We start from the raw sequence: 17,390 nt of genomic DNA, 5'->3' as shown, positions 1-17,390 counted from the left end.
GAGGAGATTTTTATGGCTCAGCGGCTAGCCACAGAGTATGTAAGCGCCAAACTGCAATTGACGAGCGATGAGATGAAGCAATTTATCCGTTTTTTCGATGACCAACAGGTTTGCATGAATATCAAGGTCCTCGACAACGGAAACCAGGAGCTGGTTCTCGAAGACGTAGCAGGGAAGGAAGAAGTCACACTGACGTTCGAACGTCAGCAAGACTACTATGTATGTGAACTCTCTTGCCGCCTGATTCACCCTAAGCTAACCAACGCCATGCGCAAAGCCGTATCGGCTTTCCGTGGAGACGCAGTTGTTAATCGTATCTACAGCCATTATACGATGATCTATCATTATACAAACGGAAGCGTCCGCAAAATCGTTGAGAGCACATCGTCGGGCACGCGGGTCGTATTCGAATACAAGGATACGATTGGCCAATTGGAGCGTGTGTTCCGGAGCCGACTGATTGAACGTGAGATCGAACTGGTCAACAACGCAATTAACGAGCTGCTAGATCTGCGCAATCAAACGAAGGACCTTGAGCAAATTGCCGGCATCGACGATAGACTGGCAATGATGACCAGAAAGTTATTTGTTCTCGAAGCATAACGAAACGATAAATCCTGTAGTGGAAGAGCCGCTTATTCGCGGCTCTTTTCTTATTTTGTTAACGAAAAACGAAAATAGGTATGTAGCTATATCCAGGTACCTAAAGCGCTGTCGTAACATACTGTGTATACGGGATTAAAGCGGAATGAAAAATTCGTTTTACCCGAAAAAAAAGTAGTTGCAATTCTGCCCAATAGATGTTATTTTTAATCTCGTTGAAAACATTGGTCTAAACAAAATAGGAACCAGGATTCACTCAGGACATGGTTATGTTGCGAGAGATTATTCCCTCGGGAAGTGAATGACGTAGGTCCTAGCGGATGAAATTTTTTTAAACATTTTATTCCTAGGAAGGGGGAACCGGAAGATGGAATATTCAACTTTCGGAAGACACGTTGCTGTTGATACTTGGGGAGTAGATTTTGATCTGCTGAACAACGCTGAATTTTTGCAAGCCCAAATGGTGGAGGCTGCTGAAGCATGCGGCGCTTCTGTATTATCGGTGCAATCGAAACAATTTGAGCCTCAAGGAGCAACAGTGCTTGTATTGCTGTCGGAGAGTCATCTCTCGATTCATACGTATCCTGAGAAAGGATTCGCCGCTCTCGATTGTTACACTTGCGGTGAAACTGTGGATCCGCAGCTTGCAATTGACTACATGATCGCTGTATTGAAACCAACAACTACTCATGCTAAGAAACTTGTTCGCGGCATGGGCGAATTGAAGGTCGAAGAACCAAAAATGCAACAAGTTGAGCTTGTATAAGCTCCTAATTGAAACGATATAGAGATAACCATAGACCTTTGGTCCATGGTTATTTTCTTTATATAAACAGGGAATAATGGCAATGTGGGTTTTCAAATATTATTCATAAATGAAGGCATTATGAAGTCTTGCGGGTTGTCGAACTATGTTATAATTATTCTAACGAAAATTGAAGAAAGGCAGGTGAACGCGCATGCACATTATCGTAGTCGGTTTGAACTACCGAACATCACCCGTAGAAGTAAGAGAACGGTTTGCCATCGCAGATAAAGAATTGCCGGAAGCACTCAGACAGCTAATGAATACGAACAGTATTATGGAATGTGTCATTGTTGCGACCTGCAATCGTACCGAGTTGTATGCGGTAGTGGACAGGCATCATTTGTGCGGTCATTATATCCGCAGCTTTATGGAGCAGTGGTTTAAGCTGCCTAGACAGCAGTTCACTAGCCATTTATATATGCATGAAGACGACAAGGCCATCGAGCATTTATTCCGAGTAACAAGCGGACTTGATTCCATGGTGATCGGTGAAACGCAAATTTTGGGTCAGGTGAAGGATGCTTTTGCACTAGCCCAAGAGCAGAAAACAACGGGCACCTTGTTTAATATGTTGTTCAAGCAAGCTGTTACTATGGCCAAACGTGCACATTCGGAAACTACGATTGGAGAATCGGCAGTCTCTGTCAGTTATGCGGCGGTTGAGCTTGGCAAACGGATTTTCGGCCAATTCAACAAAAAGACGGTAATGGTCATTGGCGCAGGCGAGACGGGCGAATTGACCGCAAAACATTTGTACGCGAATGGCGCAGACCGCGTTATTGTTGTGAATCGCACATACGATCGGGCAGCTCAGCTCGCAGAGAAGTTCAACGGTTTGGCTTGCTCCATGGAAGATGCGGCACACAAGCTGCATGAAGCAGACATTGTCATCAGCTCAACAGGAGCAGACGGGTATGTTCTGAACCGTCAAGTTGTTGCAGATGCGATGAAACGCCGGAAGTCGAAGCCTTTGTTCATGATTGATATCGCGGTTCCGCGTGACCTGGATCCCGGTATTGCTGCGGTCGAGAACGTATTTCTCTACGACATTGACGATTTGGAAGGTATCGTAGCAAGCAATATCGAGCAGCGCCGGAAGGAAGCGGAGAAGATCGAAACGATGATTGAGCAAGAAGTTGAGCAATTCCAGCAGTGGTACAAAACGCTTGGCGTTGTTCCTCTAATCCGTTCATTGCAGACTAAAGCTGCCCATATTCATGAAGAGACGATGAACAGCTTGACGAACAAGCTGCCGGATTTGGAAGAGCATGAGTTAAAGGTGATCCGCAAGCTGACCAAAAGCATTGTGAACCAAATGATGCAAGATCCGATCCTGCGGATTAAAGAAATGGCCGGGGACAAGCATTCCGAAGAAGCTATGGATATGTTCGTGAAGTTGTTTGCGCTTGAAGAAGAGCTGGCCCAGTCGAAACAAGCTGAAGCAGACTCAGAGGCTGCGGCGAAAAAGAAAACGATGCCTGCACGTCCGGCAGCTTCGGCACTGGCGTCCATCCTTCGATAATAGCGCGCTACCCGAATAATCGCGAAGGGCGGCAAGGTGGAAGCTTATGTTCTTAACGCAAAAATGGCTATACGACGCGATACTTTATATCTACGCCCTGAGCCTTCTGTTTTACTTCTCCGATTTCATGGATGCGAACCGGAGAGCGAAACGGATTGGAACAGGGCTCCTTATTTTTGTATGGATATTGCAAACGGTCATTCTGGTATGGCGGCTCGTTACGCATTTCGAGGAGACGGCTATATCCTCCTTTGAATATTGGCTTGGCTTCTCTTGGCTTTTAGTTACCATCTCGCTTGTGATTAGCCAGTTTTTCAAGATCGAGTTTCTGGTTTTTGTGGTCAATCTGATCAGCTTCTCCGTGCTGGCGCTGAACTTATACAGCCGGCCGGGAATGGAAGGGCAATTCGGGGTTTCGCAGGCGATGCGCGACTTGCTTATCGTACATATTAGTTTGGTATTATGCGCTTACGCCGCGCTAACCATCGGTTCCGTATTCGCAGGCATGTACTTGTTTCTGCATAAACAGTTAAAGGGGAAGAGATGGACGCCTTTCACTCGGAGATTGCCAAGTCTCGATACCATTGAACGGTTCTCGGACAGAGCCATAATTATAGGGGTGCCGCTGCTTGCCATGTCTTTGTCGGTTGCGGTTACGGTGCTTTTGGCGGAAGGCCGGCCAAAGCTGCTGCTGGACTGGAAAGTGTTAACCTCGTTTGCGACGTTGATCTTTTATGTCAATTATATCATTCAGAGGGCAATGCTTAGACGTCCGGGCAAACAGCTGGCGAGAATTCATCTTATTGCATTTGTCATGTTGCTCATTAATCTTTTATCCAATTCTTTATCGACGTTTCATTAGGAAGAAGGGGATGCGCATGAACGGATATTATCCGGTAATGCTTCAACTTCGGGGTGAACGCTGCGTTATTGTTGGCGGCGGGCGGATTGCCGAGCGCAAGTTGCTTGGTCTCCTGGAAGCGGGAGCGGATAACGTTGCAATCGTCAGTCCGGAGCTTACTCCGCGCCTATCGGAGCTTGCAGCCGGTGGATCCTTTCAGTGGGTAAGCCGCAACTTTCAACCTTTGGATGTTGTAGGAGCGAGACTGCTGTTCGCCGCAACGAATCATGCGGAGCTTAATCGCCTTATAGCCGAAGAAGGCAGGCATGCCGGGGCATGGGTGAATACGGTGGACGAGGAGCGTGGAAGAGGGTTCCTGAATCCTTCCGTTGTCCGCCGCGGTGATTTGTTAATCGCGGTGTCTGCATCGGGAGCGAGTCCCGCTTTGTCGGCGAGGCTGAAGCGGGAGCTTGAACGGCACTACGGCGATGATTACGAGTATAGCGTGGAGCGGCTTCGAATGCTGCGTGAACATATGAAAGCCGCTGTCTATGAGCCTGGCGAGCGTGAAGCACTATTAAGGCTAGCTGCCGAAGAGGTACCCTTCCAGGAAGAGACAGCGTTCGATATGACAACTTGGATAACGCGACTTCGAGCGAAACGGCTTGAGGATTGACGACAGGAGGAAACAAATATGGGAGCTGCAAATAATGGACAGCGTACGATCGTGGTAGGGACTCGTCAGAGCGCGCTTGCTTTGACGCAAACCGGCCAAGTGATTGATGCATTGAAACAAATCAGCGAGAAACATGGGTTTGACTACAATTTTGAAATTCGGAAAATTGTGACGAAAGGCGACCGCATTTTGGATGTGACGTTGTCCAAGGTTGGAGGCAAAGGTTTATTCGTCAAAGAGATCGAGCAGGCTTTGATTGACGGCGAGATCGACATGGCTGTTCACAGCATGAAGGATATGCCATACGAGCTCCCTGAAGGATTAATGAACGGCGCTATTCCAAAACGGGTTGATCCTCGTGATTGTCTCATTTTGAAGGACGGACTATCGCTTGACAATCTGCCGGAAGGAGCGCGTGTTGGGACAAGCAGCCTTCGCCGTTCGAGCCAGCTTAAAAATATGCGGCCGGATCTTCGGCTGGAGTCGATCCGCGGCAATATCGATTCGCGGATTAAGAAGATCGAGACGGAAGGATTCGATGCGGTTGTACTTGCGGCGGCCGGCTTAACCCGCATGGGCTGGCAGGAACGAATCTCGGCCTATATCCCGGTTGATGTGTCCATTCCGGCTGTTGGACAAGGAGCCCTTGGCATTGAATGCCGCGCGGATGATGCGAATGTGCGCGAGTTGTTAGATTTGTTCAATGATACGGAGACTTCGCTTGCGGTGAGAGCGGAGAGAAGTTTCCTCGGCGCGTTGAACGGCGGCTGCCAGATTCCGATCGGCGCGTATGCCGTCGTGCACAAGAAGACAGAAGATAGCTTCGAGCATGCCGAACTGGAATTGACGGGAATGGTTGGATCTCCTGACGGTGAAACCATGTTGAAGGAAATCCGGAAGGGAACCGATCCCGAGCAACTGGGCCGCGATGTTGCGGAAGCATTAGTAGCAAGAGGCGCGGATCGAATATTGGCGGAGATCGGGGATCACGTATGAAAAAAGGGATTGTCTATTTAGTAGGCGCCGGACCGGGTGATCCTAAGCTCATCACCGTTCGTGGACTGGAATGTCTGGAACGTTGCGATGTTGTCGTCTATGACCGTCTGGCCAGCCCGAGATTGCTTCGTCATGTGAAGGAAGGCACGCGTAAAATTTATGTCGGCAAGCTGCCTGACCGCCATACGATGAAGCAGGAGGAGATCAACCAACTGTTGGTTGATCTGGCTTTGGAAGGCCACACCGTAACGAGGCTAAAAGGCGGAGATCCCACGATATTCGGCCGCGTAGGAGAAGAAGCCGAATTGTTGCAGGACAACGGCATCCCGTTCGAGATTGTTCCCGGCATCACATCCGCGATCGCGGTGCCCGCTTATGCCGGAATTCCGGTCACGCACCGTGATCTGGCCTCATCCTTATCTATTATTACGGGACATGAAAGCCCTGAGAAGCTGGACCGTTCCATCCATTGGGATAAAGTGACCAATGCGACGGGTACTCTTATCTTTCTGATGGGAGTAGCCAAGATTGGTTATATTGCCGAACAGCTGATCCGCCACGGCAAGCCTTCAACGACGCCGGTTGCGCTGATTCGCTGGGGTACTCGCGTGGAGCAGCAAACGATCGTCGGCACTTTGGAGTCGATTGAACGGATTGTGAAAGAGGCGAACTTCCAACCGCCGGCAGTTATCGTAGTTGGCGATGTGGTATTGCAGCGGGACAAGCTGAAATGGTACGAGCAGAAGCCGCTCTTTGGCGTCCGCGTTCTCGTTACGCGCGCAAGAGCGCAAGCGAGCGATCTGGCCGACCGGATCGAGGAGCTAGGCGGCGAGCCTTGCGAGCTGCCCGTCATTGAGATGCGGGAGCCCAAGGATGAGGCCGCGGTTCAATCGATTGAGGCCGCGCTTGCGGAAGCTGAATCGTTTAACTGGATGATGTTCACAAGCGTGAATGGCGTTGAATATTTCTTCAACTGGCTGGATCGGTTTAACGTAGATATTCGCCGATTCCATGCGGCTAGGATAGCAGCGGTAGGACCAAAGACGGCCGAAGCGCTGCGGCATCGCGGACTTGTTGCGGAGCAGCTTCCGGCCAAGTTCCAAGCAGAAGGTTTGCTGGATGTGCTGGAAGACAAGCTGAAGCCCGGCGAGAAGGTATTGTTGCCGCGGGGCGATCTTGCCCGCGAGATTCTTCCGCGCGAGCTGGAGGCCAAAGGTCTTGTTCCTGTGGAACTGGACGTATACGAAACGGTAATGGCAGATACGCAGGACGAACAGGCATTTGAGTGGATCCGCAACAGGGAGATTCATGCGATTACGTTCACCAGCTCTTCCACGGTAACGAATTTGCTTGAGTTGCTTCGGAGGAACGGGTTCGAGGATCCTGCCGCCCAACTGAAAGGTATCACAGTCGCCAGTATTGGCCCTGTGACTACAAAAACGGCGGAAGAAGCCGGGCTTACGGTCAACGTTGAACCAAAAGAAGCTACGATTGATGCTCTTCTTGAAGCGCTTATCCAATATATGAACTAGAGTAACGCTTTCGAAGTATGAATCACCACAAAACTGGTTAATGTTTCACCTTTGTATGGCAATTCATTTGAGGAGGAAGATAAAATGGCATTTCCAATTGTAAGACACCGCAGACTTCGCCAGTCGGCCGCTATGCGCAACATCGTGCGCGAAACGGTTCTGACCGCGAATGATTTTATATATCCGATTTATGTGAAATACGGCACCAATATCAAGGAAGAAATCAGCTCCATGCCTGGCGTGTACCGCTTCTCTCTTGATGTGCTGGAGGCTGAAATCCGCGAGATTACTTCGCTTGGCATCCAGGCGATTATGTTGTTTGGTCTGCCGGACCATAAAGATGCGGAAGGTACTTCAGCTTATGATCCCAACGGAATTGTTCAGGAAGCTACCCGTTTGATCAAACAATGGGCGCCTGGGCTCATCGTCATGGCGGATACTTGCTTGTGCCAATTTACAGACCATGGCCATTGCGGGATGGTGCACTTGGATGATGCGACTGGAACGGCAGTTGTCGATAATGATCCATCGCTATCCCTGCTTGTCCGTACGGCTGTTTCCCAAGCGGAAGCTGGCGCTGACGTGATTGCTCCCTCCAACATGATGGACGGCTTTGTGTCCGCAATCCGCGAGGGGCTTGACGAAGCGGGCTTCAGCCACGTACCGATCTTGTCGTATTCCGTGAAATACGCATCTGCCTTCTATGGACCATTCCGGGATGCAGCGAAATCCGCGCCGCAATTCGGCGACCGCAAGACGTATCAGATGGACCCGGCCAACGCGCGCGAAGCGTTGCGCGAAGCCGATTCCGATGTTTTCGAAGGCGCTGATATGCTTATGGTCAAACCGGCTTTGTCTTATCTGGATATTGTCCGTCAACTGCGTGACAGCTTTGATCTGCCGATTGTCGCTTACAATGTAAGCGGGGAATACGCAATGGTGAAGGCTGCAGCGGCTAACGGCTGGATTGACGAGCGGGCTATCGTGCTGGAGAAGCTGATCAGCATGAAGCGCGCCGGCGCGGATCTAATCATAACTTACCATGCGAAGGATGCTTCGCGTTGGTTGAGAGGAGAGTAACGTCAGATGAGCAATACGATTGGCAACAGACGTGACGACCGTTCAAGAGAGGCTTTTGCCCGTGCCAAACAGGTGCTGCCAGGCGGAGTGAACAGCCCGGTGCGCGCATTCAAATCGGTAGGGTTAAATCCGGTTTATATGGACCACGGCAAAGGAAGCCGTGTCTATGATATTGATGGCAACAGCTATATCGATTATGTTGGCTCGTGGGGACCGCTCATCATGGGGCATGCCCACCCGGAAGTAATCGAAGCGATCAAGAAAACAGCTGAAAAAGGAACAAGCTTTGGCGCGCCAACCGAGCTCGAGACGTTGATGGCGGAATTGGTTGTGGAACGCGTGCCGTCCGTTGATATTGTCCGCATGGTGAACTCCGGTACAGAGGCTACGATGAGCGCTCTCCGCCTTGCGCGCGGTTATACGAAGCGGAGCAAAATCTTGAAATTTGAAGGCTCTTACCACGGACATGCCGATAGCCTGCTGATCAAAGCCGGCTCAGGCGTTGCTACGCTTGGTCTGCCGGATAGTCCTGGCGTGCCGGAAGGCGTGGCTTCCCAGACGATTACAGTGCCTTATAACGATCTGGAATCGGCCATTGTGGCGTTCGAGAAGTTTGGCGAAGAGATCGCCTGCATCATTGTTGAGCCTGTGGCCGGCAATATGGGCGTTGTGCCTCCGCTGCCCGGCTTCCTGCAAGGATTGCGAGACCTGACGGAGCAATACGGCAGTCTGTTGATCTTTGACGAAGTCATGACCGGCTTCCGCGTTAATTACCATTGTGCGCAAGGATTGTACGGAGTGACGCCGGATTTGACCTGTTTTGGCAAAGTGATCGGCGGAGGTCTGCCGGTTGGTGCTTATGGCGGCAAACGCGAGATTATGGAAATGATCGCGCCAAGCGGCCCAATCTATCAGGCAGGTACATTGTCCGGTAATCCGCTTGCGATGGCTGCCGGTTACACGACACTTAAGCTGCTCACAAAAGAAACGTATGAGAAGCTGGAGCGTTCGGCGGTCCGCCTGCAGCTTGGTTTTGAGAAGAACGCAGCAAAACACGGCATTGCGACGACGATCAACCGCGTGGGCTCGATGGTATGTCCGTTCTTTACCGAGACGCATGTCATTAACTTCGAGACGGCGAAAACATCCAATCTCGAACAGTTCAGAGCTTATTTCTCCGCGATGCTCGATCTTGGCGTAAGTATCGCTCCTTCTCAGTTTGAAGGAATGTTTGTATCCGGCGTCCATTCGGATGAAGATATCGACGCAACGATTGAAGCCCATGATCAGGCGTTTGGCAGCTTATAAGATATACAACCTTGTATGGCAATTCATTAGGTTTATGCTTTCGAAGTATGAATCACCACAAACGGTTGCTATACAACCTTGTTTGGCAATTCATTTTAGGAGGGTTTTCGATCCATGCATAAACGTCCTTACCGGCGTATTGGACAATGGCTAGAGCTTCTGCCGGCAGATATTGCCGCAGAAGCGGGCAAGGATTCGGAACCGGAGGCCGGCAGTCATCCGCATCTCGTGCGGCAATGGCTGCTGGCCTGTTCTCTATTTCCGGCCAAATGGATTAACAGGCTGTTTTCGGTAGGCGGAATCAAATGGGAAGGGGAACGGATCGCTCTCCTTGCCTTCCCGCCAGCGGATCCGGTTAAGGATCCGTTATACCGGAAAGCCCAAATGAACAGTAGCTCCGTAGAGGAACCAGAGGTGCTCTATGAAGATGATTTCTGCCTAGTTCTTAACAAACCCGCTGGCATGCCGGTTCACGAGTCGTATCCCGGCCAGATCGGTACGCTCGACGAAGCGGCGGCACGATTGCAGCTAAGGAAAGGTGATCCGCTGACCGTGCGCCATATTCACCGTCTCGACGACGATACGTCCGGACCTGTATTGTATGCTAAAAATGATCTAGCCCAATGGATACTGGATGAAGCCATGCGCGACAAACGGATTGACCGTCGTTATCTGGCCGTTGTAGAGGGTCATGTGAAGAAAGCTTCGGGTACGATTAACGCTCCAATCGGCAAAGACCGTCACCATTCCTCGAAGCGCCGCGTGACGCCAGGCGGAGAATTATCGGTTACCCATTATGATAAGGTCCGTACGTTTGCTAATGCAACTCTAGTCCGGTTGAAGCTTGAAACAGGCAGGACGCATCAAATCAGGGTGCATATGAGCCATCTTGGACATCCGCTCCTTGGCGACAAGCTTTATGGCGGAGATACAAGGCTGCTGCCGCATCAAGCCTTGCATGGAGAGCGGATTCTTTTTCCACATCCCTGGACGGGAGAAACGGTGGAAGCGGCTGCGCCGCAGCCCGATTGGCTGATAGGTCTGCTTGACAAGCTTGGCGGACGGACAAATTGATAGTCATGCTCCTTATAACCGCGCCATATAGATATTAGTGAGTGTAACTTTAGCCCAAGCTTTAGGCATTTGCTATTTATTCATGGTTATAGGGAGGGAGGAAATCGCGTGACGGATCAGTCCAAGGGATTGCGATTTGATTTGTATGAGCGTATTCATCTGCCGGATGAAGTAGCGGCGATTGACGAACTGGAGGAAATTGAGCTTACCCCGCGTATTCAGGTGATCGAGCAGGGGGATCATGCGGTACTGAAGGGACAGCTGCTCTTGAATGGGGTTTATCGCGGCCAAAATGATGGCGGCAGCTTGCAAACGCTTGAGCATTGGATACCGGTCGAAATTACGCTGCCTCTTAATCGGGTGTCGCGGCTAGACGAGATTTCGGTGGAGATCGACAACTTTGATGTCGATCTGCTATCCGCCCGGACACTGAACGTGACCGGCGTGTTATCGCTCCGCGGTATTCTTGTTGAACCGCTTCCGGAAGCCGAAGAAGCATGGCGCGAGGAGCCGATTACGGTAGTCCATGAACGCGAGGCTTCAAACGACAGTGATGAGTTTGAACCACAGGCTAATGAGGGAATAACCCAAGAGACTTGGCATTCGGTAACGCAACAGCCTTATTTTACGGGTTACGCCGGACAAATTCCTTCTCCTCAAAGGGCACAGGAAGAAGAGTTTGAGGAAGAAGAGGAAGAGGAAAGTTACGAAGCCTACGAGGAAGCTGAGGAGGAAGAAGCCGATGCTGACGAGGCCGATGCTTCCGTTACGATCTCAGCTTCGCCTCGGGATAGCGGATGGTCGGCATCGCAATGGTTCCAGTCGAACCAACCTCCGAATCAACCGCCGAACCAGCCACCTAACCATCCTGCGTATCAGCCGGCGATCCAGCAGAACCCGCAGTATTATCAGCCTATAAATCAGCCTCCACAGCGTGAGAATACTTACGAACTGGAACAAGAGAGCGAGGAGTTCGAGGAGTCCTCATTTGCCCAAGAGGCTGAACCAGACGAGGAGCCGGCTTCTTTTAACGGTGATTCGGCTAGCGAATCGGAATGGCAAACGCAAGCCGAAGCGTCTCGTGTTCCCGATAGCAACGAGAAGCAGGAAATTCGAATCGGCGTAGGCAGCAAGCAGCCGGAAGCCAATCCGGAGCAGGCGCCTAATGTCGGAATCATGACCTTATTGCAGACGAGCAAGCGGGAGCAGGCGATAAGGCAAGCAGCAGAGGAAGTCGCAGCCAAGCAGGCGGAGCAAGCCAAAACTCGTTCTTCCGGCGATGAAATCGAGTGGAAGACGTTATTCCTCGGCAAACAGTCCGATGAGAACGAGTTCCGCAAAATCCGCGTCTGCATCGTGCAAAGGGATGAGACGCTGGAATCGATTGCCGTAAGATACAGCTTGAATCCGCGCGAGATTTTGCTCTACAACGGCTTAAACGAATCTTCCGTGGCCGAAGGCCAACTCCTGTATATTCCATAATGAAATAAAAGCTCCGCCAATAGCCGTCCTACGGCAGTTGGCGGAGCTTTTGTTAGTATTCACCGGAATAAAGCGCGTCGCGTTACGCCATTTCACCTTGGTTAGGCCTGAAAAGAGGATCGATCAAAGTCTTGCAGAAGTTGTCGGCTATTTGTTCAATCGGGTAAGCTAGCACCTTCGAATAATAAAGAAGAGATTCGGGAGCCATCGTACTAATCAACAAATGAGCGGTGAACTCGGGATTCAGGGAAATAATCTCTTTCTTGCTCTGCGCTTCGCTTAGAAGAGATAACAACAATTGATTTAATTTGCTGTAGCTTGGACTCTCAAAGAAATCCATATCATCCGGCTTGCACGGTTTGCTGATACGAATCACATTCAGCCATTCCAGCTGGTCGTAAGAGAATCGAAGCAAGCGCCGGAACACGACCGTCAATCGGAACTGGACGGGCTGATCGGCGCACGGAAGCAGCAATTGTTTAATTTCATCCATAAGATTGTCGAAGGTGTCGTTCATCAAGTCCATGCATAAATCTGATTTATTCGCATAACGCCTGTACAGCGTGCCTTGTCCAATTTGAATCGATTTAGCGATTTGGTGCATGCTGACGGCTTCAACGCCGTGTTCGGCAAAAAGGGATCTCGCGGCTTGCAGAATCATCTGGCTAACCTCTTTGGAGTCCTTCTTTTTTTCTATCATGCGCGCACCCTCCATTCATAAAAAAATAACAAAGAAACGGCTGTATTGACAACCGGACAATTGTCCGGTATCATACGTTAGCGGACAATTGTCCGCAGTCGTCTTACGCCTTTCCCATTTTACTGCTGCATTATGCAATGGTCAAGGCGTCAGCAGATAGATAGAAAGATATACAAGGAGGAGTAGGGAGAACATGACTGAAGCAACAAACAACAACTCCATGTCCATCAAGTCCATCATGGTGCCGCTTTTGGCTATCATCGTGGGAATGTTCATGGTTATTCTCGACGGTACGGCGATGAACGTCGCTATTCCGAAGCTGCGTGAAGATTTCGGGGGAGCGTCCCTGTCGCTCGTACAATGGACCGTTACGGGTTATGCGCTTGCGCAGGCAGCGGTTATTCCGCTTGCGGGCTGGTTGTCCGACCGGTTCGGCGCGAAGCAAATTTACTTAACTTCGATTGTGCTTTTCACGATAGGCTCTGCGTTATGCGCATTTGCGACTAACGCCGACCAATTGATTGTTTACCGTATTATTCAAGGTCTTGGCGGGGGTATGGTTGCTCCAATCGCCATGGCATTTACTTATCGTTTAAGCCCTCCGGGCAAACAAGGCGCTGTAATGGGTATGATCGGTATTCCGATGCTTCTTGCGCCAGCTCTTGGTCCTGTGCTTGCCGGCTGGCTTGTTGATTATGTAACTTGGCACTGGATTTTTATTATCAATATCCCTGTTGGCGCGATCGCGGTTATCCTTGGTCTTCGTACATTGCCGGCATTGGCACGCCAAAGCGTTCCACAGCTTGATCTTCTTGGCATGATTTTTGCGCCGCTTGCGTTTGCGGGTCTTGCGTACGGCGTTAGTGAAGGCGGTACAGACTGGGGCTCTGCCAAAACATTAACCGGTCTGATCGTCGGCGGCATCTCGCTTATTATCTTTATTATCGTAGAATTGAACCGCAAGCAGCCGTTGCTTGAACTTCGCGTCTTCAAATCGGCGGATTTCTCCAAAGGCATCGTTGTTCAATGGGTATCGCAAATTGCATTATTTGGTACTCTGTTCTTGTTCCCATTGTTCTTGCAAACCGCAAAAGGCTATTCCGCTCTGGATACGGGCTTGATCCTGCTTCCTCAGGCACTGGCAGCCGCGGTATTCATGCCAATTGGCGGCAAACTATTTGACAAGATTGGTGCTCGTCCGCTAGTTATGAGCGGTCTTGCGATTGTTACGATTGGCGCTTTCTTGCTCTCGAATATTTCGGCCGATGCAACCGTAGGCACTTATATTCTTCCTTTAATTTTGCTTGGAGCAGGTATGGGCCTATCCATGATGCCGCTGAATACGCATATTATTCAAGCAGCGCCTCCGGAGCTTGTTGGCCGCGTTACGTCCCTGACAAGTGCCGCTCAGCAGGTTATGACTTCCTTTGCCGTAGCAGGTCTTGCAACGATTCTCGCTAGACGCACGGAACATTATATGGCATCGGAAATGGCAGCTGGAGGCATCTCCAACCCTGCTGATCTTACACCGGCGATTGCCGCTCAAGTTGCGTCTTCTTCCTATGGCGACACATTCCTGATCTTGACGATTGTTGGCGTTGTAGGGACGCTGGTAGGTTTCCTTCTGTCGAAGCCGAAACGCGCAGAAGGCGCAAACACGGAAAAAACAGAAGTGCCGATGATGATGGGCCACTAATTAGGCGTCCCCGAAAGTTGACTTTCGGGGACATCTTGGATAAAATATGCTATATCTGATTTTTTTCAACATATATTGACGTTGAAGGGGAAGAGGAAGTAGCAAACCTTCAGAGAGCGGGACTGTAACGCTGAGAGGTACCGCAGGAATTTACTGCTTCGCTTGTCGCCCCGGAGTTGCTTGAATGAAGCGGGTTCATCCGTTATTTCGAGCCGGCCACAGCCGTTATCTGTTTGAGTGCCGTGCTTGTTATCTAAGCGCGGAACAAAGGTGGTACCACGGAAGATAACCTTTCGTCCTTTGCTATAAGGGCGGAAGGTTTTTTTGTATTTCTATCCATGCAATGACAAGAATGGAAATGCTTGCGAAGCAATTCATTTTAGGAGGATGTAAAGATGTCAGACAAGACGACGACTATGCCGACGACTTACGATCCGAAGGCAGCCGAGCAGAAATGGTACGATTTCTGGCAGCAGGGTCAATTTTTTAAAGCGGGCCAGCGCCCGGAAGCGAAACCTTTCACCATCGTAATCCCGCCGCCAAACGTTACGGGGATGCTTCATATCGGGCATGCGCTCGATTTCACCCTTCAAGATATTATTATCCGCACGAAACGGATGCAAGGTTTTGACACGCTCTGGCTCCCGGGAACGGACCATGCGGGCATTGCGACTCAGACGAAGGTAGAGCAGAAGCTGCGCGAGCAAGGCCTCAGCCGCTATGATCTTGGCCGCGAGAAATTCCTGGAGCAGGTATGGGATTGGAAAGAGCTGTATGCGAACACGATTCGCGAGCAATGGGGTAAAATGGGACTGTCTCTGGACTACTCCCGCGAACGTTTTACATTGGATGAAGGTTTGTCCAAGGCGGTTCGCGAAGTGTTTGTCCGTCTTCATGAGAAAGGTCTTATCTACCGCGGCAAAAAAATCATTAACTGGGATCCGGCTGCGCGTACGGCTTTGTCCGATATCGAAGTAGAGCACAAGGAAATTAACGGCCATTTGTATCATCTCCAATATCCGCTCAAAGACGGCAGCGGCCATATTACCGTTGCAACTACCCGTCCGGAGACGATGCTTGGCGATACAGCCGTTGCCGTTCATCCGGAAGACGAGCGATACAAACATCTGATTGGCCAAATGATCGTATTGCCGGTTGTTGGCCGCGAAATTCCGATTATTGCCGATGACTACGTAGAGAAAGAGTTTGGATCCGGTGCCGTAAAAATTACGCCTGCCCATGATCCGAACGACTTCGAAGTTGGCCTTCGCCATGATCTCCCGCAAATCATCGTGATGGATGAGACGGGCACGATGAACGAACAAGCCGGTCCTTATCAAGGTCTTGACCGCGCAGACTGCCGCAAGCAGCTGGTGAAGGATCTGCAGGAGCAAGGCGTTTGCATACTCATTGAGGACCACGTCCACCAGGTTGGCCACAGCGAGCGCAGCGGCGCGGTTGTTGAGCCTTATTTGTCGACGCAATGGTTCGTTGCGATGAAACCTCTGGCTGAACGCGCAATCGAGGCGCAGAAATCCGGCAAAGGCGTAAACTTTGTGCCTGACCGCTTTGAGAAAATTTATTTGAACTGGATCGAAAACGTTCGCGACTGGTGTATTTCCCGCCAGCTATGGTGGGGCCACCGTATTCCGGCGTGGTATTGCGAATCTTGCGGCGAGATGCACGTTGCGCGCGAAGATATTACAGCTTGCGCGGCTTGCGGAAGCACGTCGCTGCGCCAGGACGAAGACGTACTGGATACCTGGTTCAGTTCAGGGCTATGGCCGTTCTCCACGCTCGGCTGGCCGGAAGAAACCGAAGACTTCAAACGCTACTACCCGACCGACGTATTGGTAACGGGTTATGATATCGTTTATTTCTGGGTTGCGCGCATGATCTTTACGGCGCTTGAATTCACGGATCAAATCCCGTTCAAGGACGTATTGATGCATGGTCTCGTACGCGACGCGGAAGGACGCAAAATGTCCAAGTCGCTTGGCAACGGCGTTGATCCGCTGGACGTTATCGAGAACTACGGCGCCGATGCGATGCGTTATATGATCTCGACAAGCAGCACGCCCGGACAGGATCTGCGTTTCCGGATCGAGAAGGTCGAGCAGGCCCGTAACTTTGCGAACAAGATCTGGAACGCTTCCCGTTTTGCACTCATGAACCTCGAAGGCTTCACCGCTTCCGATATTGATATCAAGAGCAACTTGGGTACGGCGGAGCGCTGGATTCTGCACCGCTTGAACGAAACGATTCGCGAAGCAACCCGTCTGATCGACAGTTATGAGTTCGGCGAAACCGGCCGTATTTTGTACAATTTCATTTGGGATGATCTGTGCGATTGGTACATCGAATTCGCGAAGCTGAATTTGTACGGTACAGACGAGCAGGCCAAACGCGCAACGCAGTCGGTACTGGCTTATGTGCTTGACCGCACGCAGCGTCTGATTCATCCGTTTATGCCTTATATCAGTGAAGAGATCTGGCAGCATCTGCCGCATGAAGGCGAGTCGATTACCGTTGCCGCTTGGCCGGTATACGACGAAGCGCTTGAAGCGCCGGAAGCGGTTAAAGAGATGGAGCTTCTCATGGACATTATTCGTGCGGTACGTAACGTTCGCGCGGAAGTGAACGTGCCGATGAGCAAAAAGGTTGAGCTTATGATCAAACCTTCCAGCGAAGCGGAAGCGGCTATTGTGAGCCGCAACGAGGAGTTTATCAGACGTTTCTGCGGAACTTCGTCGTTTGAGACCGGCCTTGAATTGGCCGCTCCGGACAAAGCGATGACGGCGATCGTAACGGGAGCCGAGCTGTACCTTCCGCTTGCGGGCCTGATTGATATTTCGCAAGAGATTGCTCGTCTTGAGAAAGAGTTTGCAACGCTTAACTCTGAAGTAGAGCGCGTGGAGAAAAAGCTTGGCAACGAAGGCTTTGTTGCGAAGGCGCCTGCGAAGGTCATTGAAGAAGAACGTGCGAAAATGGCGGATTACGCCGGTAAACGCGACAAAGTGCTTGCGCGGATCGAAGAGCTGCGCAGCTAATGATCTGATGGAAGAAGGACGT

General features: G+C 50.8%; 14 protein-coding genes and 1 other annotated feature. Of the genes, 13 read left to right on the top strand and 1 reads right to left on the bottom strand.

Annotated features, from left to right (window positions below):
* Positions 1-12 precede the first annotated feature (12 nt).
* From QQK89_RS19520 to QQK89_RS19470, 11 genes are all read left to right on the top strand, one after another.
* Positions 13-603, top strand: a complete 591-nt coding sequence (locus QQK89_RS19520) for a non-ribosomal peptide synthetase module (RefSeq protein ID WP_284240337.1) — start codon at positions 13-15, stop codon at positions 601-603.
* A gap of 367 nt (positions 604-970) precedes the next feature.
* Entirely contained in the window at positions 971-1,369 is a 399-nt protein-coding gene (gene speD / locus QQK89_RS19515) for an adenosylmethionine decarboxylase (RefSeq protein ID WP_284240336.1), read from the top strand.
* 193 nt (positions 1,370-1,562) lie between these two features.
* Entirely contained in the window at positions 1,563-2,933 is a 1,371-nt protein-coding gene (hemA, locus tag QQK89_RS19510; RefSeq protein WP_284240335.1) for a glutamyl-tRNA reductase, read from the top strand.
* A gap of 46 nt (positions 2,934-2,979) precedes the next feature.
* Complete coding sequence (ccsA, locus tag QQK89_RS19505; protein WP_284240334.1) at positions 2,980-3,795, top strand: cytochrome c biogenesis protein CcsA; 816 nt, start codon at positions 2,980-2,982, stop codon at positions 3,793-3,795.
* 16 nt (positions 3,796-3,811) lie between these two features.
* Positions 3,812-4,450, top strand: coding sequence for a precorrin-2 dehydrogenase/sirohydrochlorin ferrochelatase family protein (locus QQK89_RS19500; protein WP_284240333.1), 639 nt, complete (start codon positions 3,812-3,814; stop codon positions 4,448-4,450).
* A gap of 18 nt (positions 4,451-4,468) precedes the next feature.
* Positions 4,469-5,446, top strand: a complete 978-nt coding sequence (hemC, locus tag QQK89_RS19495) for a hydroxymethylbilane synthase (protein ID WP_284240332.1) — start codon at positions 4,469-4,471, stop codon at positions 5,444-5,446.
* Positions 5,443-6,978, top strand: coding sequence for a uroporphyrinogen-III C-methyltransferase (gene cobA / locus QQK89_RS19490; RefSeq protein WP_284240331.1), 1,536 nt, complete (start codon positions 5,443-5,445; stop codon positions 6,976-6,978). The genes hemC and cobA overlap by 4 nt, the downstream gene beginning before the upstream one ends.
* 84 nt (positions 6,979-7,062) lie before the next feature.
* Positions 7,063-8,058 carry a porphobilinogen synthase gene (hemB, locus tag QQK89_RS19485; RefSeq protein ID WP_284240330.1) on the top strand — a complete coding sequence of 332 codons (996 nt, stop codon included), beginning with the start codon at positions 7,063-7,065 and terminating at the stop codon, positions 8,056-8,058.
* 6 nt (positions 8,059-8,064) lie between these two features.
* Positions 8,065-9,366, top strand: a complete 1,302-nt coding sequence (gene hemL / locus QQK89_RS19480) for a glutamate-1-semialdehyde 2,1-aminomutase (protein WP_284240329.1) — start codon at positions 8,065-8,067, stop codon at positions 9,364-9,366.
* Between the two features lie 114 nt (positions 9,367-9,480).
* Positions 9,481-10,440, top strand: a complete 960-nt coding sequence (locus QQK89_RS19475) for an RluA family pseudouridine synthase (RefSeq protein WP_284240328.1) — start codon at positions 9,481-9,483, stop codon at positions 10,438-10,440.
* A gap of 108 nt (positions 10,441-10,548) precedes the next feature.
* Positions 10,549-11,922: a LysM peptidoglycan-binding domain-containing protein gene (locus QQK89_RS19470; RefSeq protein WP_284240327.1), complete on the top strand. Its 1,374-nt coding sequence runs from the start codon at positions 10,549-10,551 to the stop codon at positions 11,920-11,922.
* An 82-nt stretch (positions 11,923-12,004) separates the two neighbouring features.
* On the opposite strand, the gene QQK89_RS19465 is transcribed toward QQK89_RS19470, so the two are convergent.
* Positions 12,005-12,622 (bottom strand): TetR/AcrR family transcriptional regulator, encoded by a 618-nt coding sequence (locus QQK89_RS19465; protein ID WP_284240326.1) that lies wholly within the window; start codon positions 12,620-12,622, stop codon positions 12,005-12,007.
* A gap of 193 nt (positions 12,623-12,815) precedes the next feature.
* On the opposite strand from QQK89_RS19465, the gene QQK89_RS19460 reads away from it, so the two are divergent.
* Both QQK89_RS19460 and QQK89_RS19455 read left to right on the top strand, forming a co-directional pair.
* The gene (locus tag QQK89_RS19460) at positions 12,816-14,318 is read left to right on the top strand and encodes an MDR family MFS transporter (RefSeq protein WP_284240325.1); all 1,503 of its coding nucleotides are present in this window, start codon (positions 12,816-12,818) and stop codon (positions 14,316-14,318) included.
* Between the two features lie 72 nt (positions 14,319-14,390).
* Positions 14,391-14,622: a binding site (T-box leader), on the top strand.
* 91 nt (positions 14,623-14,713) lie between these two features.
* Positions 14,714-17,368 carry a valine--tRNA ligase gene (locus tag QQK89_RS19455; RefSeq protein WP_284240324.1) on the top strand — a complete coding sequence of 885 codons (2,655 nt, stop codon included), beginning with the start codon at positions 14,714-14,716 and terminating at the stop codon, positions 17,366-17,368.
* The last annotated feature ends 22 nt before the right edge of the window (positions 17,369-17,390 follow it).

This window comes from Paenibacillus glycanilyticus (genome assembly GCF_030161375.1).
GTDB lineage: Bacteria > Bacillota > Bacilli > Paenibacillales > Paenibacillaceae > Pristimantibacillus > Pristimantibacillus glycanilyticus_B.
Note: the sequence above shows the minus strand (reverse complement) of the source record. Positions and strands in the feature narration are given on the sequence as shown.